This is a genomic window from Phaeobacter porticola (assembly GCF_001888185.1).
Classification (GTDB): domain Bacteria; phylum Pseudomonadota; class Alphaproteobacteria; order Rhodobacterales; family Rhodobacteraceae; genus Phaeobacter; species Phaeobacter porticola.
The window spans coordinates 1,002,145-1,024,320 of sequence record NZ_CP016364.1; the positions used below are offsets into that span (position 1 = coordinate 1,002,145).

At 59.8% G+C, this 22,176-nt stretch carries 20 protein-coding genes; 12 read left to right on the forward strand and 8 right to left on the reverse strand.

Annotated features, from left to right (window positions below):
- Positions 1–40: 40 nt before the first annotated feature.
- Genes PhaeoP97_RS04885 through moaA form a run of 3 tightly spaced genes read right to left on the reverse strand, consistent with a single transcriptional unit; the run spans position 41 to position 3,451 of the window.
- Positions 41–1,084: a glycosyltransferase family 4 protein gene (locus tag PhaeoP97_RS04885; protein WP_072504125.1), complete on the reverse strand. Its 1,044-nt coding sequence runs from the start codon at positions 1,082–1,084 to the stop codon at positions 41–43.
- 14 nt (positions 1,085–1,098) lie between these two features.
- Positions 1,099–2,442 carry a 3-deoxy-D-manno-octulosonic acid transferase gene (locus tag PhaeoP97_RS04890; RefSeq protein ID WP_072504126.1) on the reverse strand — a complete coding sequence of 448 codons (1,344 nt, stop codon included), beginning with the start codon at positions 2,440–2,442 and terminating at the stop codon, positions 1,099–1,101.
- Between the two features lies 1 nt (position 2,443).
- On the reverse strand, positions 2,444–3,451 hold the full coding sequence (moaA, locus tag PhaeoP97_RS04895; protein WP_072504127.1) for a GTP 3',8-cyclase MoaA: 1,008 nt from the start codon (positions 3,449–3,451) through the stop codon (positions 2,444–2,446).
- Positions 3,452–3,553: 102 nt separating this feature from the next.
- On the opposite strand from moaA, the gene PhaeoP97_RS04900 reads away from it, so the two are divergent.
- Positions 3,554–4,021, forward strand: a complete 468-nt coding sequence (locus PhaeoP97_RS04900; RefSeq protein ID WP_072504128.1) for a hypothetical protein — start codon at positions 3,554–3,556, stop codon at positions 4,019–4,021.
- A gap of 84 nt (positions 4,022–4,105) precedes the next feature.
- On the opposite strand, the gene PhaeoP97_RS04905 is transcribed toward PhaeoP97_RS04900, so the two are convergent.
- From PhaeoP97_RS04905 to glmU, 3 genes are read right to left on the reverse strand one after another with little or no spacing between them, the layout of a single operon-like run.
- On the reverse strand, positions 4,106–4,837 hold the full coding sequence (locus PhaeoP97_RS04905) for a DNA alkylation repair protein (protein WP_072504129.1): 732 nt from the start codon (positions 4,835–4,837) through the stop codon (positions 4,106–4,108).
- Positions 4,834–6,642 (reverse strand): glutamine--fructose-6-phosphate transaminase (isomerizing), encoded by a 1,809-nt coding sequence (gene glmS / locus PhaeoP97_RS04910; protein ID WP_072504130.1) that lies wholly within the window; start codon positions 6,640–6,642, stop codon positions 4,834–4,836. The genes PhaeoP97_RS04905 and glmS overlap by 4 nt, the downstream gene beginning before the upstream one ends.
- On the reverse strand, positions 6,642–7,997 hold the full coding sequence (gene glmU / locus PhaeoP97_RS04915) for a bifunctional UDP-N-acetylglucosamine diphosphorylase/glucosamine-1-phosphate N-acetyltransferase GlmU (RefSeq protein WP_072504131.1): 1,356 nt from the start codon (positions 7,995–7,997) through the stop codon (positions 6,642–6,644). The genes glmS and glmU overlap by 1 nt, the downstream gene beginning before the upstream one ends.
- A 132-nt stretch (positions 7,998–8,129) precedes the next feature.
- Here glmU and PhaeoP97_RS04920 point away from each other — a divergent pair, with 132 nt between their 5' ends.
- Together PhaeoP97_RS04920 and PhaeoP97_RS04925 are read left to right on the forward strand one after the other, a co-directional pair.
- Positions 8,130–8,795 (forward strand): HAD-IA family hydrolase, encoded by a 666-nt coding sequence (locus tag PhaeoP97_RS04920; RefSeq protein WP_072504132.1) that lies wholly within the window; start codon positions 8,130–8,132, stop codon positions 8,793–8,795.
- Positions 8,796–8,858: 63 nt separating this feature from the next.
- The gene (locus PhaeoP97_RS04925) at positions 8,859–10,067 is read left to right on the forward strand and encodes a DegT/DnrJ/EryC1/StrS family aminotransferase (protein ID WP_072506303.1); all 1,209 of its coding nucleotides are present in this window, start codon (positions 8,859–8,861) and stop codon (positions 10,065–10,067) included.
- 50 nt (positions 10,068–10,117) lie between these two features.
- On the opposite strand, the gene PhaeoP97_RS04930 is transcribed toward PhaeoP97_RS04925, so the two are convergent.
- Positions 10,118–11,182: a Hint domain-containing protein gene (locus PhaeoP97_RS04930; protein WP_072504133.1), complete on the reverse strand. Its 1,065-nt coding sequence runs from the start codon at positions 11,180–11,182 to the stop codon at positions 10,118–10,120.
- Positions 11,183–11,376: 194 nt separating this feature from the next.
- Here PhaeoP97_RS04930 and PhaeoP97_RS04935 point away from each other — a divergent pair, with 194 nt between their 5' ends.
- On the forward strand, positions 11,377–12,537 hold the full coding sequence (locus tag PhaeoP97_RS04935) for an isovaleryl-CoA dehydrogenase (protein WP_072504134.1): 1,161 nt from the start codon (positions 11,377–11,379) through the stop codon (positions 12,535–12,537).
- Positions 12,538–12,679: 142 nt separating this feature from the next.
- On the opposite strand, the gene PhaeoP97_RS04940 is transcribed toward PhaeoP97_RS04935, so the two are convergent.
- Complete coding sequence (locus tag PhaeoP97_RS04940) at positions 12,680–13,282, reverse strand: OmpW/AlkL family protein (protein WP_072504135.1); 603 nt, start codon at positions 13,280–13,282, stop codon at positions 12,680–12,682.
- Positions 13,283–13,446: 164 nt separating this feature from the next.
- On the opposite strand from PhaeoP97_RS04940, the gene PhaeoP97_RS04945 reads away from it, so the two are divergent.
- The 8 genes from PhaeoP97_RS04945 (at position 13,447) to PhaeoP97_RS04980 (ending at position 22,159) form a co-directional block, all read left to right on the forward strand.
- Entirely contained in the window at positions 13,447–14,997 is a 1,551-nt protein-coding gene (locus PhaeoP97_RS04945; protein ID WP_072504136.1) for an AMP-binding protein, read from the forward strand.
- Positions 14,997–15,500 (forward strand): hypothetical protein, encoded by a 504-nt coding sequence (locus tag PhaeoP97_RS04950; protein WP_072504137.1) that lies wholly within the window; start codon positions 14,997–14,999, stop codon positions 15,498–15,500. The genes PhaeoP97_RS04945 and PhaeoP97_RS04950 overlap by 1 nt, the downstream gene beginning before the upstream one ends.
- A 76-nt stretch (positions 15,501–15,576) precedes the next feature.
- Positions 15,577–17,181 (forward strand): carboxyl transferase domain-containing protein, encoded by a 1,605-nt coding sequence (locus PhaeoP97_RS04955; RefSeq protein WP_072504138.1) that lies wholly within the window; start codon positions 15,577–15,579, stop codon positions 17,179–17,181.
- Positions 17,182–17,305: 124 nt separating this feature from the next.
- Entirely contained in the window at positions 17,306–19,243 is a 1,938-nt protein-coding gene (locus tag PhaeoP97_RS04960; protein WP_072504139.1) for an acetyl/propionyl/methylcrotonyl-CoA carboxylase subunit alpha, read from the forward strand.
- A 95-nt stretch (positions 19,244–19,338) separates the two neighbouring features.
- Entirely contained in the window at positions 19,339–20,199 is an 861-nt protein-coding gene (locus tag PhaeoP97_RS04965; protein ID WP_072504140.1) for a hydroxymethylglutaryl-CoA lyase, read from the forward strand.
- Positions 20,200–20,248: 49 nt separating this feature from the next.
- On the forward strand, positions 20,249–21,031 hold the full coding sequence (locus PhaeoP97_RS04970) for a crotonase/enoyl-CoA hydratase family protein (RefSeq protein ID WP_072504141.1): 783 nt from the start codon (positions 20,249–20,251) through the stop codon (positions 21,029–21,031).
- 238 nt (positions 21,032–21,269) lie between these two features.
- Positions 21,270–21,635, forward strand: coding sequence for an NADH-quinone oxidoreductase subunit A (locus PhaeoP97_RS04975; RefSeq protein WP_072504142.1), 366 nt, complete (start codon positions 21,270–21,272; stop codon positions 21,633–21,635).
- Complete coding sequence (locus PhaeoP97_RS04980) at positions 21,626–22,159, forward strand: NuoB/complex I 20 kDa subunit family protein (protein WP_014874152.1); 534 nt, start codon at positions 21,626–21,628, stop codon at positions 22,157–22,159. The genes PhaeoP97_RS04975 and PhaeoP97_RS04980 overlap by 10 nt, the downstream gene beginning before the upstream one ends.
- Positions 22,160–22,176: the final 17 nt, after the last annotated feature.

The following is a 22,176-nucleotide window of genomic DNA, read 5'->3' on the forward strand; positions in this document are numbered from 1 at the left end:
GGGCGGGCGATTTGCGTTTGCCGACCGTCTGAGAGGCGGGTCAGCCTTCAGACCAGAGCTCCTGATAAACGGCGTCGATGCCATCTGCTTCCGCATGGGCGCTGAAGGCGTGGACCGCCAGATCGCGCCCCGCACGTGCCATCACGGCAAGACGATCTGGCGCTGACAGCAGTTGCCCTGCAGCAGTCGCGGCCTGCTCTGTGGCCTGAAGTGGAACCACAGTACCAACCTTGCCCTGCGCCGAAAACGCGCGGTAGTATCCGGTGTCAGAGCCAACAAAGGGGACGGCACTGGCCAGCCCTTCCAGCGGGGCCATGCCGTAGCCCTCATAGCGGGGCAGTTGCATCACCAACGATAATGCACGCATCACCCGTGGCAGGTTGCTGGCCGGGATCTCACCAGTAAAAATAATCCGGTCACTTAATCCTGCCGCCGCGATGCGGGTCTGCAATCCCTTCAGAAATGCCTGATGTTCCCGTGCTGCGCGGCCAATGACCAATGCGACAGTTCCGGGATGCGCCGGCAGCAACCGCAGCATGGTGTCAATAAAGAGATCGGTGCCCTTCTCCGGGCGAATACGCCCGATGGTGGCAAGCCCCTGCGCGCCGCCATATCCCAACGCCGCCCAGGCAGACCTGCGGTTTTCTGCCGGGATAAAGAGATCTGTATCCACGCCATGGGGCACCACAGCGCGCACATTGGGTACAAAGCCTGCGGCGGCGTCCGTCGTCGCCACGACCGCATCCATGCGCGAGATCAGCCAGCGCGGGAACGCAGAATGCCGCCGCTGCGCCGCCGAGGTGAAGACAATCCTAACCGGCAGCCGCAGGACGTCGCGTGCCCAGATCGCAGCGCGCATTTCCGTATTGCGCCGAACATGCCAAATCGCAAAGGATTTGGCAGGATCATGGTGACGCGAGGCCGCGCGAGCGGCGGCTATAGAAACGGGAACGGGGCAGCCGGGCAGTGAGCGTCCTATCAGTGCCATATCATAGCGGTTGGCCTGTTGACGGATCACATTGGCCGCTGTTGCTGACACACCGGTAAAGTTGCGATTGAAATTGGTGACGAACAGGTCAGCCATTTGTTCAGTCCCGCTCAGTTGTCTGCTGCGGCAGGCGCCAGCGCCAGATGGTCGATCAGCAGATCCACCACGCCCTCCAGTGCTGCGGCCTGGGTGGTGACCACGTCATGGGCAGCAGCGCGCGCCTTTGTTAGGGCAGTGGGGTCTTGCAACCAGTTCTGTACCGCTTTGGCCAGTGTCGACGCATCGGTGACTTCAACCGCACCACCGGCAGCAATGAGCGGCGGGAAGGTTTCGGCGAAATTGGAATAGCCGGGACCGGTGATGACGGCAGCACCTGCCTGAGCCACCTCAAACGGATTATGACCGCCGATCGGCGCAAGAGAGCCACCAAGAAATACAATGGGCGACAGTGCGTACCAGGTCCCAACTTCGCCCAGCGTATCAGCCAGATAAATCTGCGTGTCAGCCGTGAGCGGTTGTCCCTCGCTGCGGCGCGCCATGCTCAGACCCGCTTTGCGGATCAGCGTGGTGATCTCTTCAGCGCGCTCGGGGTGGCGTGGGGCGAGCAGCAGGCACAGCGCGGGAAACTCAGCCAGCAGAGCCTTATGCGCGGCAATCACCGTCTCTTCCTCGCCCTGATGGGTCGAGCTTGCAATCCAAGCAGGACGTGTGCCAAGGGCAGAGCGCAGGTCGTCGAGCGCCTGTTTGTCGACTGGTAACGGTGCTGAGCCTGCTTTCAGATTGCCACTGGGATGGACGCGCGCAGCATCCGCGCCCAATTCAATGAGCGTTTGGCCCATCTGCGGATTTTGACTGAGCAGAATATCAAATTTCTGCATGACAAAGGCCGCCGTTGCCGGTTTGGACTTCCACCGCTCTACGGAGCGATCCGACAGACGTGCGTTGACCAGAGCCAGGCGCACGCCGGCATGTTTGGCGGCGTCCAGGGTCACTGGCCACAGTTCGCTTTCGACAAAGAGTGCCGCATCCGGTTGCCAGTGACGCAGGAACCGTTGCACGGCCGTGCTGCTGTCGAGTGGGGCAAACTGGTGGCGGCAGCGTGCGGGCATACGTTTTGCCATCATCTCTGCCGAGCTGGCCGTACCGGAGGTCAGGAGAAACTCTGCTCGGGGCAGGCGCGGAGCCAGTTTGTCGATCAGGCTCAATGCGGCCAGGCTCTCACCGACCGATGCTCCGTGAAACCATAGTAGCGGGGCAGAACTGTCATCTGAGGACATTGGGGTAGGGCGGGGCTGACTGGCGTAGCCGAGCCGCTCGCGTTGGCGCACCGGGGTCACGCCATGCGCCGCCAGCTTGCCCGCCACCTTGCGAAACGCAAAAGGCGCCAGCAATGCGGTCACGCCACGGTACAAGTGAAACAGCAGCGGCGGTGCGCTGGATTTAAGGCTGGTCATTTCAGCCGCCGGTGTGGCTCATGTGGCGGGGCATCTGCCCGTCCAGCTTTTGGCGGGAGTAGTCAAAATCATGTCCCTTGGGTTTCAGGGTGATGGCCGCGCGAATTGCGGTTTCCAGCGCTTGTTCGTCCTCGGGGTGGTCGCGCAGGGGGGCACGCAGGTCTGCCATGTCCTCTTGGCCGAGGCACATGTATAACTCACCTGTACAAGTCAGCCGCACGCGGTTGCAGCTTTCGCAGAAATTATGCGACAGCGGTGTGATGAAGCCGATTTTCTGACCGGTTTCCTCTAGCCGGACATAACGGGCGGGCCCACCTGTGCGCTCGGTCAGATCTGTAACCGTGAAATGATCCTCGTAGCTGCGACGAACATCCTTCAGCGACCAATATTGGCCCAGCCGGTTTTCATTGCCGATATCGCCCATCGGCATCACCTCGATCCAGGTGAGATCCATGTCACGCTCAGCGCACCATTGGGTGATCGTCGGCAGCTCGTCTTCGTTGAAACCCTTGAGAGCGACGGCATTGATCTTGATCCGCAGTCCGGCCTTCTGTGCGGCATCAATGCCGCGCAGCACCTGTGGCAGGCGGCCCCAGCGGGTGATCTCGGCGAATTTACCCTCATCGATGGTATCAAGCGAAACATTCACCCGCCGCACACCTGCATCGTAGAGGTCCTGCGCATATTTCTCCAGCTGCGAGCCATTGGTTGTTAGGGTCAGCTCTTTCAGGGCGTTGCTTTCCAGATGTCGGGTCATGGAGCGAAAGAAAGTCATAATGCCCCGGCGCACCAGCGGTTCGCCACCGGTAATGCGCAGCTTCTCTACACCGAGGTTGACGAAGGTCGAACACATGCGGTCCAGCTCCTCCAACGTCAACAGATCCTTCTTTGGCAGGAAGGTCATGTTTTCGGACATGCAGTAGACGCAGCGAAAATCGCAGCGGTCGGTGACCGAAACGCGCAGGTACGTGATGGCGCGGGCGAAGGGATCAATGAGCGGAGCAGTCATACACCTTAGGTAAAGCGGGGGGGCGCTTGCGGCAAGGGCTGAGTTTGGCCGAATGGGGGATTGCCGCTAGCAAAGCCGTGAGGTGAGAGCTAGTGTCGCCTTATGCGTAATTCTGTCTTGATCTTTTCATCTTTCGTGCTGCTTGGGGCCTGTGGCCAAATGCAGTGGAATTCCTCTGTTTTAGGCGCGCGGTCGCCCTCGGGTCAGGTGGATCTGCCATCGGGGGCAATTGGCGATCCGGTTGGAACTGTCCCGTTGGCGCCAGGTATCGAGCAAACCCCACTTGATGGCAGGTCGGCACCGGTGGCCTCTGGTGGCTACACCGGCCAGGCATCTACTGTGGCAAGCCTTGGCGATCCTTCTCAGCCGGGCTTGTGGCTGGAGACCCCCTTGGTTGGCAGCGCGCAACAGGCACGCGTTCGTTCGCCAAAGGGCACGGAGGTGACACTGACACTGCGCCCGATTGCGGGCGATGCCAGCGCGGGCAGTCGGTTGTCCATCGATGCGATGCGGGCACTTGGCCTGCCGCTGACAGAATTGGTGGAGCTTCAGGTCTTGCCCGCAGCCTGATCCGTTAACTCGACTTCCAAAGATACGGCAACGGCGCGAGGGGGATCTTCGCGCCGTTGTTCATTCAGAGGTCTCTAGTCAACCCTATTGGCTGTCCACGTCGAAAACGGCGGCGGCAGGGAGGTATTTCGCGGCCTCTTTGCGGGCAAAGGGCTTCATCGCCTCTCCATGCTCTGCGAGAAAGGCGCGAGTGCGGTCAGCATCATGTTTGCTGAGGTCACGCAGCCACCACGCAATGGATTTCTGCATAAACCAGTTGCGATCCGGCACATAGGCAGCGGCCCAGCCTAGGATTCGTTCACGTGTCGCCAGTTCTTCCGGCTTGGGATTTGGCAGTTTGGCCCAGGGCAGGGTCGATACCAATGCCGCACGCCGTGTCCACATATGCTCCGAAGTGGTCCAACCTTCAACAATGTCCAACCGCTCAGGCGCGGCTTGCAGGCGTTTCTGGATCGCCGAGGCCGCATGATCCGCAATGGCCCAACTGTCGAAACCGGGTAACCAGCTTTGCAACAGCTCCCAGACCGCTGTGTCTTCTTTAATGCGCGCCTGCGTCAGCAGCTTTGCAGCGGCAATGCGCGCTTCAAAAACATCACTGGCCCAGAGATCCTGCGCCAGAGAGCAGCGGGTAGCAACGCCGTCTTCACCGGCGCTCAACTCTTGGCGCCATTCCTGACTGAGGGCATTTATGGTGGGATTGGGGACACCCAATACGCGCCGCTTTTGCTTGTGATAGCTGACCATCTGTGCGGCGCGGTCAGGTTCGGCAGCGGCTTCTAACGCGGTGAGGGCGGTCTCAAGTGTAAGTTCGCTCATTCTACGGTCACCGACTTTGCGAGATTGCGAGGTTGGTCCACATCAGTTCCTTTTGCGATGGCCGTGTAATAGGCGATCTGTTGCGCCGGTACGGCATAGAGGATTGGGGCCAAGCTGTCCGGAACCTGCGGCATGACAATCACCTCATGGGTGCCATCGCCCGCGATTTTGGCGCCTTCGGCATCGGTGATCAGGATCACCTTACCGCCGCGCGCCATCACTTCTTGCATGTTTGACACGGTCTTGTCGAACAGCGCATCACGTGGTGCCATTACGACCACCGGCACTTTTTCATCAATCAATGCGATCGGGCCGTGCTTTAGCTCGCCGCTGGCGTAACCTTCTGCGTGAATATAGCTCAGTTCCTTAAGCTTTAGCGCGCCCTCCAGTGCCAATGGATAAAGCTGACCTCGCCCAAGGAAAATAATATCCCGCGCTTCGGCAAGGCCACGGGCAGATGCGGTGATCTGTTTTTCGCCCGCCAGTGACTGGTGGATCAATCCGGGAATCGCTCGCAAATCATTGGGCATTCCGTCTGGCAGGGGCAAACCCCGCTGTTCGGCGGCGCGCAACGCGAGCAGCAATAAGATCGTAAGCTGGCAAGTGAATGCCTTGGTCGAGGCGACAGAAATTTCAGGGCCGGCATGCAGCGGCAGGATCACATCGCTCTCTCGCGCAATGGAGCTTTCAGGGACGTTGACCAGCCCTACGATTTGCTGGGCTTTGCCGTCCATGTAGCGCAGCGCTGCCAGCGTGTCGGCGGTCTCGCCCGATTGTGACACAAACAGTGCCAGCGTCTTCTCCGAGACTGGCGGTTCCCGGTAACGGAACTCAGAGGCGACATCGACCTCAACCGGCATGCGGGCAATCTGCTCGAACCAGTATTTCGCAACCATGCAGGCGTAGAAAGCGGTGCCGCAGGCCACCATGGTCAGTCGTTCGATCTTGGTGAAATCAAGTTCAGCCGGTAGCGACAGCTGTCCGTCGTCGCCCATATAGGCCTTCAACGCGCGGTCAATGGCCACCGGCTGTTCGGCGATTTCCTTGGCCATGAAATGCTTGTGACCGTCCTTGTCGACACGGGCGTTGGCAAGCTGGATCTGGCGTTTCTCGCGGTTGGCGATGGCGCCGCGCTGATCCCGGATCTCAAGGCTGTTGCGCGTCAGCACGGCAAAATCGCCCTCTTCCAGATAGGTGATCTGATCGGTGAAAGGGGCAAGCGCAATGGCGTCGGAGCCGACAAACATCTCACCGTCACCATGACCAATCGCCAAAGGCGATCCTTTGCGCGTGGCGATCATCAGATCCTCTGCGCCCTCAAAGAGGAAGGCCAGTGCGAAGGCCCCCTCCAGTCGCGCGACGGTTTTACGCGCGGCCTCGATGGGCGCAAGACCCTCACAAACAAGGAATTCGCAGAGCAGGGCGACGGTTTCGGTGTCGGTCTCGGTTTGAAAAGTGATGCCTTTCTGCGCCAACTCTTCGCGCAGATCCTTGAAGTTCTCAATGATGCCATTGTGGACAACCGCGACCCCACCGGCGCGGTGGGGGTGGGCATTGCCAACAGTCGGGGCACCATGGGTGGCCCAACGGGTGTGACCAATCCCGGATTTGCCGGGCAGCGGATCATGCACCAGTAGATCGGAGAGATTCACCAGTTTACCGACGGCGCGGCGGCGATCCAGAGCACCACCGTTGACCGTGGCGATGCCTGCGCTGTCATAACCGCGATATTCAAGCCGCTTCAGCGCCTCGACCAGAATGGGGGCTGCTTCATGATTGCCAAGAACGCCGACGATGCCACACATTATTCGGCTCCTTTGCTCAGACGGGCCTTCTTTGCGCGCAGCATGTCCATCAGCTTGCGTGCGCGACCCGGTTTATTTTTCTGTTCAGCGCGGGCAATCGCCAGCGCGCCGTCCTCAACCGATTTGGTGACCACGGCACCTGTTGCGGTCATGGCCTCATCGCCGATCCGCACCGGGGCCACCAGCATTGTGTTGGAGCCGATAAAGGCCCGTGCGCCGATTTCGGTGCGATGTTTCATCACGCCGTCGTAGTTGCAAGTGATTGTGCCTGCGCCGATATTTGTTTCGGCCCCCACGCTGGCATCGCCAATATAGCTCAGGTGGTTGACCTTGGCGCCCTCGGCGATTTCGGCATTCTTGATTTCCACAAAATTGCCGATGTGGGTGTTCTCGGCCAGTTCCGCACCGGGACGCAGGCGGGCGTAGGGGCCGACCTTGGAGCCGCGCGAAATATGACAGCCCTCAAAATGGGAGAAGGACCGGATGAACACACCGCTTTCCACCGTGACCTCGGGGCCAAAGACGACATTGGGTTCGATGATCGTGTCGCGACCGATGACAGTATCAAAGGCCAGATACACCGTCTCCGGGTCCATCAGCGTGACACCATCTGCCATCAGATCGGCGCGCTTGCGCTGTTGGAAGACACGGTCGGCCTCGGCCAGATCAGCGCGGGAATTGATACCAAGGGTCTCGGATTCGTCGCAAGATACAGCGGTGACGCGCAGCCCAGCAGCGCGGGCCAGTTCCACCAAATCAGTGAGGTAGTATTCGCCGGAGGCATTGGCACTGTCGACTTGGTCAATCAGCGCAAACATCTGCGCCGCATTACCTGCCATCAGGCCTGAGTTGCAAAAATCAATCGCTCGCTCCGCCTCGGTTGCGTCTTTATATTCGACAATCCGCTCAAGACTGTCGCCATCCATGACCAACCGGCCATAGCGCGCCGGATCAGCCGCGGTAAAGCCAAGCACCACCAGATCTGCGTTCTGTCGTGCGGCCAGCATCCGCTGCAATGTCTCAGCGCTGACAAAGGGTGTGTCGCCATAAAGCACGACGATATCGCCATCAAAATCGGACAGGGCATCACGGGTCTGCGCCACCGCATGCGCGGTTCCAAGCTGTTCTTCCTGAACAACAATTTTGGCCTCTTCGTCGATATCGGCCATCATGGCGCGCACGTAGTCCGCCCCGTGACCTGCCACAACAATGGTGTGCTCCGGCGTCAGCGCGCGCCCTGCGGATAGCGCGTGTTCCAGCATCGGTGCGTGGGCAATTGGATGCAAAACCTTGGGCAGGTCGGAGTTCATCCGGGTGCCTTTGCCTGCGGCCAGAATGACGAGGGCGGTGCTCATGTGTTGTTTTCTCTTTGTCTTTTCAGCGCCCCCGTTTTATCCGCTAACAGCAGGTGCGCAAGGTAAAGCGCCATCAAACAAGATTGCGGCTTGCAATAAGTGGTAGCGGAAACGCGCCGAGAGAGGGCAAATATGCGAACGGTTATCTTCGATCTGGACGGCACTCTGGCGGATACATCTGGTGATTTGCTCGCGGCGGCCAACGCGTGTTTTCGCAAGATGGGGCTTGGCGATCTGCTGCACCTGCCACGGGATGCAGGCGTTGCGCTGCGTGGCGGCAAGAGCATGCTGACCGCAGGGCTGAAACGGGCAGGTCGCTACAGCGAAGACCTGGTTGAGGAATATTATCCTGTTCTGCTGGAGCAGTATCGCGACGCGATTGACCATCATACCGTGATGTATCCCGGTGCCATGGAGGCGGTTGAGCAATTGAAGGCGGACGGGTTTCGTGTGGGTATATGCACCAATAAGCCTGAGGCGCTGGCAGAGAAACTGACCCGCAGCCTGGGTGTGCGGGATGCGTTCCACTCGCTGGTGGGAGCCGATACTCTGCCTGTGCGCAAACCTGATCCCGAACCCCTGCGCGAAGCCGCGCGCCGGGCGGGAGGAGACCCGGAGCGAACCATACTGATTGGTGATACCGATACCGACCGCAAAACCTCTGCCGCCGCCGGTGTTGCTTCGGTGCTGGTCACCTTTGGTCCGTCCGGCGGCGACCTTGAGGCGCTACGGCCTGAAGCGTTGCTGCAACGGTTCGAGGACCTTCCTGCACTGGCAGCGCGATTGTTGCCGCTTTAGCGACATTCTGGCGTCGCAGACCGGGGACTTGACCTTATGCAGTCAGACGCAGACAAACGCATGATGACAGAGATTTTCACCGGTAGTTTCACCCAGCAGGAACCCATCCCCGAAGAGGCTATTGAGGCCGCTGTTGAGGTGATGCGTCACGGGCGGTTGCACCGCTATAACGTCGCCGAAGGTGAGGCGGGCGAGGTGACCCTCCTAGAAGAGGAATTTGCCACCCAGATGGGCGCGCCCTATGCGCTGGCGGTGGCCTCTGGCGGCTATGCTCTGGCGACGGCGCTGCGTGCAGTCGGGGTGAAGCCGGGCGACAAGGTTCTCACCAACGCCTTCACCTTGGCGCCGGTGCCGGGATCCATCGCGGCTGTGGGCGCAGATCCGGTCTATGTCGGCGTCACTGAGGCGCTGACGCTGGATCTGGAGGATCTGGAGCGGCAGCTTTCGGTCGACGGGCACCCGCGCGTTCTGATGCTGTCGCATATGCGCGGGCATCTGTGTGATATCGACCGGTTGATGGCGATCTGCGACGCTGCGGGTGTCACCGTGATCGAGGATTGCGCCCACACCATGGGCGCGCGCTGGAACGGGGTATTATCTGGACGCCACGGTGCGGTTGGCTGCTATTCTTGCCAGACTTATAAGCATGTGAACTCAGGCGAGGGCGGCCTGCTGGTGACCTCCGACCCCGAGATTGCTGCGCGCGCAATTATGCTCTCTGGGTCCTATATGCTCTATTCCCGCCATCGCGCGGCGCCTGGACCTGAGGTATTTGAGCGCATCAAATATGAGACGCCGAACATCTCCGGGCGGATGGACAATCTGCGTGCGGCCATCCTGCGTCCGCAGTTGCGGGATCTTGATCAACAGGTGCAGCGCTGGAATGCCCGATATCAGCGGATTGAGGCGGGCCTGCGCGACACGCCGGGTCTGATGATGGTTGAGCGTCCTGCCGAGGAACTTTATGTCGGCTCCTCCATCCAGTTTCTGCTGCTGGACTGGACTGATCAGAATATAACCGAGGTTCTCAACCGTTGTGCGGCGCGCGGCGTCGAACTGAAGTGGTTTGGCGCGTCGGAACCGGTTGCTTTTACCTCTCGCTATGACAGCTGGCGCTATGCGGAGGCGCCAGTGATGCCTGCAAGCGACCGGGTTCTGCACGGGGTTATTGATATGCGGGTGCCGTTGACATTCTCGCTGGAGGACTGCGCGCAGATTGCCCGCATCATCCGCGCAGAGGTGGCGGCGGTGTTTCAGGCAGACCCTAACTAAGGGCCCAACACGGACAGATTTAGGTTGGTCTGGCCGCGCAGAATTGCCGCTCAGATGGCATCCAGCGCGGCGCGATTGTTCTTGCCGATCCGCGCAACAAGCCGCTTTTGTCTGGCATGCGGCGGGATGGGTCTGGCGCTTTCGGTGCAATGCCTTGTGCCGCAGATCAGATCCGGGAAAAGCAGTGTCAGCTCTTCTTGTGCGGCAGGCGACAAGGCGGCGAGCGACTGTTCGGTGACCAGCAGGCTTTCACTCGGCGCGCCATTTGCAAATACGATCTCGTGGTTGTCGAACAGCATATGGTAGTAGGTGACAGCTGCGCGGTCTTCGTTGACGTAGATGCCGGGCAGGGCGGTCAGGCGAATGGCTGGGATCAGCACTTCGAATTGACCAAACATGCGCTTCGCCACGCGCGAGCGGATCAGCATGCGATGCTGGCGTGAGACCTGTAGCGGCTGACTTGGCAGTCCGGGGCCAAGCGCGCCTGCTTCGATCCGAACCGGGCAGAGCTTGGCGTTGTCTGCCATCTGTGCTGGCGACACGCTGCGCTTGCCGATCCAGCGCAACGGTCGCGGTCCATTTTCGGTCAGGATGACAGTCCCTGGCGTCAATGTCTCTATTGCGCGGGGGCCCTCAGCCGTTTCGATCAGCGTGCCATTGCAGAAGCAGACCATCAGCGAAATATTGTCAACGATTGCGCCCAGACTGTTGTCGCTGCCCAGTTCTGTCAGGCGCAGGGTGTATTGGCCCGCACTGGGAAAATCGACATTCAGACTGGCCTGGGTGAAGCTGTTGGTGGTTGGCAATACCGACATCGACGCGATAACGGCCCCGCCCGCATCCAGAATTTCAACGGTGAACCCTTCGGTTCCGGCCTGGTTCAGCGATGCTGTGCGTAGGGCGGCATCCAGTGTCAACGCGGTCTGGATTGGATTGTTGACGGTGAAAGATTGCTCCATGATCGTCGTCTGGCCGGATTGTCCGTCCATCTCAGCAACGCGATTGGACGAGCCGTTCCCGAGATAGGCGTTCTCGGTGTAGCTGGTCTCAAGGTCGGTGCCGCCCCAGTTGGCAGATCCGCTGTCGAAGGTTCCATTTATGATCAAGTTCTGCATCTGGCCGGATCTCTGCGTGCTTTGGTAAATTTTTTCCTAATGGCAGACTAAGGCGTCAGTGTGGCGACGGCTAGTGGTGCGCGGGCGGATAGGTGAATAATTCCGGCATCAACGTGACGCGTTGTTGACTGAGGGGGAGGGATGTGGCAATTAATGAACAACTGTTCAATAACTGGCAAGTTCAGGAGAAAACGATGTTCAACGCAAGCATGACCTTTGATCTGGGCGAAGATGTGAATGCCCTGCGCGACATGGTGCACCGCTGGGCGCAAGAGCGCGTCCGCCCGATGGCGCAGGAGATTGATCAGAAAAACGAATTTCCGGCAGAGCTCTGGCAGGAGATGGGGGAGCTGGGTCTTCTCGGCATCACCGTGCCTGAGGAGTTCGGCGGCGCTGGCATGTCCTACCTGGCCCATACCGTCGCCGTTGAGGAAATCGCGCGAGCCAGTGCTTCGGTGTCGCTCTCCTATGGTGCGCATTCGAATCTTTGTGTCAATCAGATCAAATTGAACGGCAATGCTGAGCAGAAGGCCAAATACCTGCCGCGACTGGTTTCAGGCGAGCATGTTGGCGCGCTGGCAATGTCCGAGGCGGGCGCCGGCTCGGACGTCGTCTCGATGTCCTTGCGTGCAGAGAAGCGTAATGACCACTACCGTCTGAACGGCAACAAATACTGGATCACCAATGGTCCCGATGCGGACACGCTGGTGGTCTACGCTAAGACGGACCCGGATGCAGGCTCCAAGGGTATGACGGCCTTCCTGATTGAGAAAGAGATGAAAGGATTCTCCACCTCGCAGCATTTCGACAAGCTGGGGATGCGTGGCTCTAACACCGCCGAGCTGGTTTTCGAAGACGTGGAAGTCCCTTTTGAAAACGTGCTGGGCGAAGAGGGTAAGGGCGTGCGCGTCCTGATGTCCGGTCTCGACTATGAGCGCGTGGTGCTGGCCGGGATTGGTACCGGTATCATGGCGGCCTGCATGGATGAGATGATGCCCTATATGAAAGAGCGCAAGCAGTTCGGCCAGCCCATCGGGAACTTCCAGCTGATGCAGGGCAAGATCGCGGATATGTACACTGCGATGAACACGGCCCGTTCCTATGTTTATGAGGTTGCGAAGGCTTGCGACAAGGGCACCGTGACCCGTCAGGATGCGGCAGCCTGCTGCCTTTATGCGTCCGAGGTTGCGATGACCCAGGCGCATCAGGCGGTGCAGGCCTTTGGTGGTGCCGGCTATCTCTCTGACAACCCGGTTGGTCGGATTTTCCGCGATGCCAAGCTGATGGAGATCGGTGCGGGCACGTCGGAAATCCGCCGGATGCTGATCGGTCGTGAATTGATGAGCCAGATGTAACCACGCTCGTGCCTGGGGCGGTCCCTAGGGCGGCCTGTGTGTATGATGCGCGGATTTATCTGCAAGACGAGAAAGCGGCGCGCCTCTCGGCCCGCCGCCCCTCCCTGAAATACTCGTCTCAGTCTGTTACTCGTCAAAAGGATCAGAAGCGGTGAACGTAGCCAAAGCCAACAGTGACCGGATCGATTTCGGCGGTGCCGATTTTGGCGCCGTTGAGGGTCACATCGGTTTCGATGTCCATGTAGCGGACGTTCACCCGCAGTGCGCCGCGATCAGAGATCTGCCAGTCCGCACCAAGGTTCAGTGCCAGTCCGACACTGTCATCAAGCGAGATCACACCTGCGGGGGAGCTTTCCTCGAAGAAGGTCGTGTAGTTGATGCCGATGCCGACAAAGGGTTTGAACTTGGTCTGTGTCGGGAAGTGGTAGTTGACCGACAGGGTCGGCGGCAGGTGCTTGGTGGTCGCGGTATAGGCGCCGTTCAAGGAGATATCATGTTCGAACGGGCTGGCGGCAAGAAGTTCGATGCCGATGTTGTCGCGGATGAAATACTCCGCAGTGAAGGTCAGTGCGGTATCGTCATCAATTGTCGCAGCTGCGCCGGCAACGGTGCCGTTGTCGGACTTCGGATTGACGTTGGCGATACCGACGCCAAGGGTCCAATCCCCCTGGGACTGTGCAAGGGCGGGGCCGGCCAGAGCTGCAAGTGCAGCGCTAAGAGCCAGGGCGGAAACCATACGGGTCATTGGGGCTATCCCTCTTCTATCGTGGTCGGGTCGTTTGTTTGCAGGAGATGTATGCGCCTCAGGCAACGACAGAACACTGATCTGGATCAAGAAGCGGCCCGCTTTCCCTTTGGGAATGCAGGAAAAAACTGCACATCTGATATGCGTTTCATGAAGGTCTTGGCATGAGCAGCGTGGTTGGACATACATTGTACCAGGGATTGCGCACGGATGGCGCATGGCAATTTCCGTCCTGCCTGAACATGGCGGCGCAGGCGCTGGATCATCCGGATGAGCAGGTCGCCCTCATTGATCTGACCACCGGGAAGCGGCGGGATGTCCGCTATGGCGAACTGCGGCAGATGGTCGATGTGATGGCGCGCGATCTGATGCGGCGAGTGCAGCCCGGCGACCGTGTTGGTGTGTTGCTCAGCCAATCTGTCGACTGCGCCGTAGCACATCTCGCGATATGGAAAATCGGTGCCATTTCAGTGCCGTTGTTCAAGCTGTTCCAGCATGACGCGCTGGCTTCGCGTATCGGCGATGCAGGGGTGGAACTGGTGCTGACTGATGGTGCAGGCGGTGCGCAGCTCGGGACATTGGCGCAACCAGTGCTGGTGGCGGATGTCCTGTCCGCAAGCACGAGCCAAAGCGGCCACCTCCTCCCATATGCGGAAACCACGCCGGAGACTCCGGCAGTGCTCATCTACACGTCCGGCACCACGGGCAGCGCCAAGGGCGCGCTGCATGGCCACCGCGTCCTCTCCGGCCATTTGCCGGGCGTGGCCATCAGCCATGATCATCTCGGCCAGCCGGGGGATTGCCTCTGGACCCCAGCCGACTGGGCATGGATCGGCGGCCTGTTCGACGTGCTGATGCCGGGTCTGGCGCTGGGCGTGCCGGTTGTCGCCGCCCGGCTGGACAAATTTACGCCGGAGGCCTGCGCCGAAATTATTCGTCAGGGCGATGTGCGAAATGCCTTCTTTCCTCCCACAGCTCTGCGCTTACTGAAGGCGGCGGGGCAGGGGCTCGACGGTCTGCGCTCGGTCGCATCCGGAGGAGAGCCCCTGGGCGCAGAGATGCTCGCCTGGGGCCAGCGTCACCTGGGCGTGACCATCAATGAATTCTACGGCCAGACCGAATGCAACATGACGGTGTCCTCCTGCGCCGCTGATTTCCCCGTGCGGCCGGGCTGCATCGGCAAGCCGGTTCCGGGATGTGTGGTTGAGGTGATAGACACCGACGGCACCCCCACCAAAGGTGAAGGCGATGTCGCCGTGCGCCGGGGAGCTGCCTCGATGATGCTGGAGTACTGGAACCGCCCTGATGCGACGGCTGAGAAATTTCGCGGCGACTGGCTGGTCACCGGAGATCGTGGCATCTGGGAGGGTGGCTATCTGCGCTTTGTTGGGCGCGAGGATGACGTTATTACCTCTGCTGGTTATCGCATTGGCCCGGCGGAGATTGAGGATTGTCTGATGACCCATCCGGCGGTGGCGACTGTGGGTGTGGTGGGTAAGCCGGACGAGCTGCGCACCGAAATCGTGAAGGCCTATGTGGTGCTGAAACCCGGTCATTCTCCGGCGGAGAAAGATCTGCAAGACTACGTCAAGCAGCGCCTCGCCCAATACTCCTATCCCCGCGAGGTGGAATTTCTGGATGCGTTACCGATGACCGTGACCGGCAAGGTCATCCGCAAGGATCTGAAGGCGCGGGCTGCGGAGGAGGGGAAGTGATGAAACAGCCGGTCCTTTCCGTTCTTTCGGCCTGTGCTTGCGCTTTTGGCGCGTCCTTTCCACTCACTGCGGCAGGTGAGGCGACCCCCGTTTTTGATACAGCCGGTTTTCTGAGCGCTTGCGCTGGATTTGTCCCCGATGTTGGCTATGCCGTGCCCATGGACACCCAATGTGTCTCGCAGGCCGTCCGCATGTGTAACCTAAGCCAAGAAATGAAGGCTTTGCAGCACTGTGCTGATAGCGCCGCGGCATGGTTGGAGGCGGATGGAGCGCGCATCGTTAGCCAGATGCCCGGCTTCGACAAAAGTGTTCTTGATGACAACGGGCCTGCAGGTCTGTCCCTGCCCATGCCTGCTATGGGGGACGCTCCCGATTGCACCAAGACTTCGGACCCAAATTTGTCGTCCGAAACGGTGTGCCGCTATTCGGAGGCACTTTCAGAATGGCTCAAACTAAGAATTCTGATGCGCAGTGACGGAATGACCGGGGAGGCAAACCAGTGATCCAAAGTGTTGTATACCCGGTACACGCTGCCCCAACCGCGAATAAAGATCTCAACCCTACAACGGGAGAGTAGACATGAAACTCACATCCAAGGCGATGCCTTCCTCTGAAGGCTTCAAACAGAACCGCGCGGCGCATCTGGATGCGCTGGCGCAGATCAGCGAGGCGGCAGAGGCCGCGCGCATGGGCGGCGGCGAGAAATCCCGTGCCCGCCACGAAGGCCGCGGCAAGATGCTGCCGCGCCGGCGGGTGGCGAACCTGTTGGACCCCGGCTCTCCGTTTCTGGAGATCGGTGCCACTGCAGCGCATGGTATGTATGATGGGGTTGCTCCTGCGGCGGGCGTGATCGCGGGCATCGGCCGGGTGCACGGCCAAGAGGTCATGGTGGTCTGCAACGACGCCACCGTGAAAGGTGGTACCTACTACCCGATGACGGTCAAGAAACACCTGCGCGCGCAGGAGATTGCCGAGGAGAACCGTCTCCCCTGCATCTATCTGGTCGACTCAGGCGGGGCCAATCTGCCTAATCAGGATGAGGTATTTCCTGACCGCGACCATTTCGGACGTATCTTCTACAATCAGGCGCGGATGTCGGCCAAAGGCATCCCGCAGATTGCCGTCGTCATGGGCTCCTGCACGGCAGGCGGCGCTTATGTGCCCGCCATGTCGGATGTGACCATTATCGTGAAGGAGCAGGGCACCATCTTCCTCGCCGGTCCGCCGCTGGTGAAGGCCGCCACGGGGGAGGTTGTCAGTGCCGAGGAGCTGGGCGGTGGCGATGTGCACACCCGCCTGTCCGGCGTAGCCGATTACCTGGCCGAAGACGACGCCCACGCGCTGGCGCTGGCGCGGCGTGCGGTGCAGTCGCTGAATATCACCAAGCCGCTGACGGTGAACTGGGCCAGCCCGGAAGAGCCGGCTTACGACCCCGAGGAAATCCTCGGCGTGGTGCCCGGTGATCTGCGCACGCCGTATGACATCCGAGAGGTAATCGCGCGGCTGGTCGACGGTTCCCGCTTTGACGAATTTAAACCACGGTTCGGCGAGACGCTGGTGACCGGTTTTGCCCACCTCAAGGGCTGTCCGATCGGCATCATCGCAAACAATGGCGTGCTGTTTTCCGAAGCCGCCCAGAAAGGCGCGCATTTCGTCGAACTGTGCAGCCAGCGCAAGATCCCGCTGGTCTTTCTGCAGAATATCACCGGCTTCATGGTGGGGCGCAAATACGAAAACGAAGGCATCGCCCGTCACGGCGCCAAGATGGTGACGGCGGTGGCCACCACCAATGTGCCAAAAGTGACCATGCTGGTCGGCGGCTCCTTCGGAGCGGGCAACTACGGCATGTCGGGCCGGGCTTATCAGCCGCGTTTCCTGTGGTCCTGGCCCAACTCCCGCATCTCGGTGATGGGCGGCGAGCAGGCGGCAGGGGTGCTGGCGACAGTGAAGCGCGATGCCATCGAACGCCAGGGCGGCAGCTGGAGCACTGAGGAAGAAGCGTCCTTCAAACAGCCAACCATCGATATGTTCGAGGAGCAGAGCCACCCGCTTTATGCCTCCGCGCGGCTATGGGACGATGGTATCATCGATCCACGCAAGAGCCGGGATGTGCTGGCGATGTCACTTTCGGCAGCACTGAATGCGCCCATCGAGGAAACCAAATTCGGCGTCTTCCGGATGTAAGCGCCGGGCGCTTCTTCTGGCCAAAAATATCCCCGGGGGTCGCCATTGGAGCGCCATTGGTTCGAGCTCAATGGCGACGAGCAGGCAGCCCCCGGTCCAGAGATCCAGGCAAAGGACCAACCCCATGTTTGATAAAATCCTGATTGCAAACCGCGGCGAAATCGCCTGCCGCGTTATGGAAACCGCGCATGCCATGGGCCTGCGCACCGTGGCGGTCTATTCCGATGCCGATGCGACAGCAAAGCATGTGCAGATGGCAGATGAGGCGGTGCATATCGGTGGACCAGCCCCTGCGGACAGCTATCTTCGCGGCGAAGAGATTATCCGCGTTGCGCTCAAGGTGGGCGCCAAGGCGATCCACCCCGGCTACGGGTTTCTCTCTGAAAACCCGGATTTTGTGGACGCGGTAGAGGCCGCAGGGCTGGTTTTTGTGGGGCCCTCAGCGGATGCCATCCGCAAAATGGGGTTGAAAGACGCCGCCAAGGCGCTGATGCAGGAAGCAGGCGTGCCGGTGGTGCCAGGGTATCACGGCCGCAATCAAGACGCCGGTTTCCTAGCCGCAGAAGCAGATAAGATCGGATATCCTGTATTGATCAAGGCCGTCGCCGGTGGTGGTGGCAAAGGTATGCGGCTGGTTGAAAAGCCGGCGGATTTTGCCGATGCACTGGCCAGCGCACAAGGGGAGGCGACCACCGCCTTTGGCAACCCAGACGTGTTGATTGAGAAGTACATCCAGCAACCTCGCCATATCGAGGTTCAGGTTTTTGGCGATGGCAGCCAGGCTGTGCATCTCTTCGAACGGGACTGCTCGCTTCAGCGTCGCCACCAAAAGGTGATCGAAGAAGCTCCTGCGCCTGGCATGACCGAGGACATGCGTGCGGCCATGGGGTCCGCCGCAGTGCGCGCAGCCGAGGCGATTGGCTACAAGGGGGCAGGTACGGTTGAGTTCATCGTCGATGGATCCAAGGGCCTGCGCTCGGATGGGTTCTGGTTCATGGAGATGAATACCCGCCTCCAAGTTGAACACCCGGTCAGTGAACTGATCACCGGTATTGATCTGGTGGCATGGCAGCTGCGGGTGGCCGCAGGCGAAAGCCTACCCAAACAGCAGGGAGACCTGACGATCACGGGCCACGCGTTTGAGGCAAGGCTTTATGCTGAAGACGTGCCAAAAGGATTTCTACCGGCTACCGGCACGCTGTCCCATCTGTCCTTCCCTGCGGATTGCCGTGCGGATAGCGGTGTGCGCAGTGGTGACACCATCAGTCCCTGGTACGATCCTATGATCGCCAAAGTCATTGTGCATGGCTCCACCCGCGCTGTGGCCCTGTCAAAACTGCTTCGCGCGCTGGAGCAGACCGAAGTTGCAGGCACGGTCACCAATCTGGCCTTTCTTGCCGCCTTGGCTGCACATGACGGATTTGGCAAGGGTGAGGTCGATACGGGCCTAATTGCGCGGGATCTGGATGCGCTGACATCGGCGCCTGACGGTTCGGCTGAACAATGGATCGCCGCTGCCATGTGCGGGCTGAACCTGCACCAGCCAACGGCTGACAGCGGTTTCACCCTCTGGGCGCCCTTGCGCCATGCTGTGCAGCTCAGCCATGGTGAGGATCTTCTTGATATCTCAGTTGAGGTATTGAGCCCAAGTCTGCAACGCTGGCAACTTGGTGATGTGCAGCATGAGGTGGCGCATGACGGGGCTATCTGGCGGCTGAACAGCCAACCGCTCCCAAATGTGGCGCGCGCCGGTGACAGGCTGACTGTCTTTGGTCGTCACAGCGTGGTGTTTGATCTGGTTGATCCTCTGGATCGTGCGGCATCGGCTGGTGGCGACACCAACGTGATCGAGGCCCCGATGCCGGGTCTGGTCAAGGCGGTTTTTGCCAAAGCGGGGGATGAGGTCAAAGAAGGTGACAGACTGGCTATCCTTGAGGCGATGAAAATGGAACACTCGCTCTTGGCGGCCCGCGATGGCATCGTGGCCGAGGTGCTGGCTCAGGCCGGCGATCAGGTCGAAGCCGGGGCTGCACTTGTTCGCTTGGAAGAGCCGGACAGCTGATCAAAATGACTACTGGCGGCGATATTGTTGCCGCCAGTAGTCCGGCCTGACGATGGCCTGTTGATGTGCCAGATTGACCTTGGGAGGGGTGTGCCATGAGCGAGCGCGTAGAAATTTTCGAAGTCGGCCCGCGGGACGGATTGCAGAATGAAAAGCGCGACATTCCCGTCGCAGAGAAAATTGCCCTGATTGACCGGCTGACAGACGCGGGGTTCCGCCGAATTGAGGTGGCGAGTTTTGTTTCCCCCAAATGGGTGCCACAAATGGCAGGTTCTGCCGAGGTGCTTGCGGGTATCAGCCGCAAAGGGGATGTCCGCTATGCAGCTTTGACTCCGAATATGCGGGGCTATGAAGATGCGTTGACTGCCAAGGCGGATGAAATCTCGGTCTTTGCTTCGGCGTCCGAGGGCTTCTCCAAAGCCAATATCAACGCCAGTGTTGCGGAATCAATCGAACGGTTTACCCCAATCATCGAGGCTGCGCGCCATATCGACTTGCCGGTAAGGGGCTATATCTCCTGCGTAACCGAGTGCCCCTTTGATGGGCCGACGGATCCGGATGCGGTCGCAGCGCTGGCGGATCGGCTGTTCTCGATGGGCTGTTATGAAATTTCGCTGGGCGATACCATCGGGCAGGCCACACCCGATTCCATCGCCCGGATGCTGCTTGCGGTGCGTGAACGGGTACCGGTGAGTCGGCTGGCCGGTCATTATCACGACACGGCTGGGCGGGCGATTGACAACATTGATGCGTCTTTGTCGCTGGGGGTCCGGGTCTTCGACGCGGCTGTTGGCGGGTTGGGGGGCTGTCCTTATGCGCCGGGCGCTGCCGGTAATGTTGCCACCGAGGCGGTGCACGATCATCTTAGCCGCCTTGGATATGAGACCGGACTGAACGGTGATGTGCTACAAGATGCAGCTGATATGGCACGGGCGATGCGCAGCGATGCGGGCTGACCCTGTCGCGCCGCAGATCCGATCCAACTGATACTTAGAAAGTACGACCATGTATAACACCATAACCCTGGCCACTGATGACCGGGGCGTCGCGACGCTGACACTGAACCGTCCAGAAAAGCACAATGCGATGTCCGGTGAGATGTTGCAGGAACTGAAAGCCGCCGCAGCCGCGCTGGCAAAGGATCGATCAGTTCGGGTTGTCGTCCTCACGGGTGCCGGCAAGAGTTTTTGTGCGGGTGGGGATCTGGGTTGGATGCAGGCGCAAATGACTGCGGATGCCGAAACGCGTGGGCGCGAGGCGCGGGTGCTGGCCGAAATGCTGATGGCCATCAACACTCTGCCGCAGCCGGTTATTGGCGCGATCCAGGGCAATGCGTTTGGCGGCGGTGTCGGCATGGCCTCTGTCTGTGACGTCGCGATTGGCGCGGATCATATCAAGATGGGCCTCACTGAAACCCGGCTTGGCCTGATCCCCGCCACCATCGGCCCCTATGTTGTCGCCCGTATGGGCGAGGCGCGGGCGCGTCGTGTCTTCATGTCAGCGCGGCTCTTTGATGCAGGCGAAGCTGTTGATCTGGGGATTCTCGCCAAAGCGGTTCCGGCGGCAAATCTGGCGGCTGCCGTAGAGGCAGAAGTGAGCCCCTATCTGAGCTGTGCGCCAGAAGCGGTGGGGGCTGCCAAGGCTCTGGTGCGCGATCTGGGGCCAAAAATAGATGACACTGTCATTGATCACACAATTTCTGCGTTGGTTGAGCGTTGGGAGGGCCGGGAGGCACCTGAGGGGATTGCAGCGTTTTTCGCAAAAGAAAAGCCCAGCTGGCAGCGCTAATACGGTCGAAAATGTCGGTTTTCTTTCACTGGGGCGTGTCTTTTGCGAGGCGCGCCTTATCCTATGAAAACAATAGGGTTTGCCTGTCGTGATGTCTATCTGCCGCGTCTGTTACATATCGTTTATCCATTAACGATGCCTTGGTTGACGGTGGGGGGGGAGGGGAGTAGACACTGCCACAAGTCAACACGCCAATTGACGGCGCGCAGGAATCCGCGCGCACGGAAAGGAGCCACTCGTGGAAGAGATGTTGCGGGAATACCTCCCGATTCTGGTGTTTCTGGCCGTTGCGGCCGGGCTTGGAATTGTTCTTATTTTGGCGGCAGTTGTGCTGGCCGTCCGCAATCCGGACCCTGAGAAGGTCAGCGCCTACGAATGCGGTTTTAACGCATTTGATGACGCACGGATGAAGTTTGATGTCCGGTTTTACCTGGTTTCGATTCTGTTTATCATTTTCGATCTGGAAATTGCCTTCCTGTTTCCTTGGGCCGTCGGCTTCAAGGATATGAGCGATGCAGGTTTCTGGTCGATGATGGTGTTCTTAGCAGTGCTGACAATCGGTTTTGCCTATGAGTGGAAGAAAGGGGCCCTGGAATGGGAGTGATGACCGGAGCCAATACGGCTGGCGTGGACAAGGAAGTCGTCACCCAGGCCCTGAACGCAGAGCTGCAGGATAAAGGGTTTCTGCTGACATCTGCCGAAGATATCATCAACTGGGCGCGCACCGGCTCGCTGCACTGGATGACCTTTGGTCTTGCCTGCTGCGCGGTTGAGATGATGCACACCTCTATGCCGCGCTACGATGCGGAACGTTTCGGCATCGCACCACGTGCATCTCCACGTCAGTCGGATGTGATGATCGTTGCGGGTACACTGACCAACAAGATGGCGCCCGCTCTGCGCAAGGTCTATGACCAGATGCCTGAGCCGCGCTATGTGATCTCAATGGGATCCTGCGCCAATGGTGGCGGCTATTATCACTACAGCTATTCTGTGGTGCGTGGCTGTGACCGGGTTGTGCCGGTGGATGTCTACGTGCCTGGTTGCCCGCCCACGGCAGAGGCGCTGCTTTACGGTCTGATGCAGTTGCAGCGCAAAATCCGCCGCACCGGCACACTTGTGCGCTAAGTGGCTTTGGTTGGAGA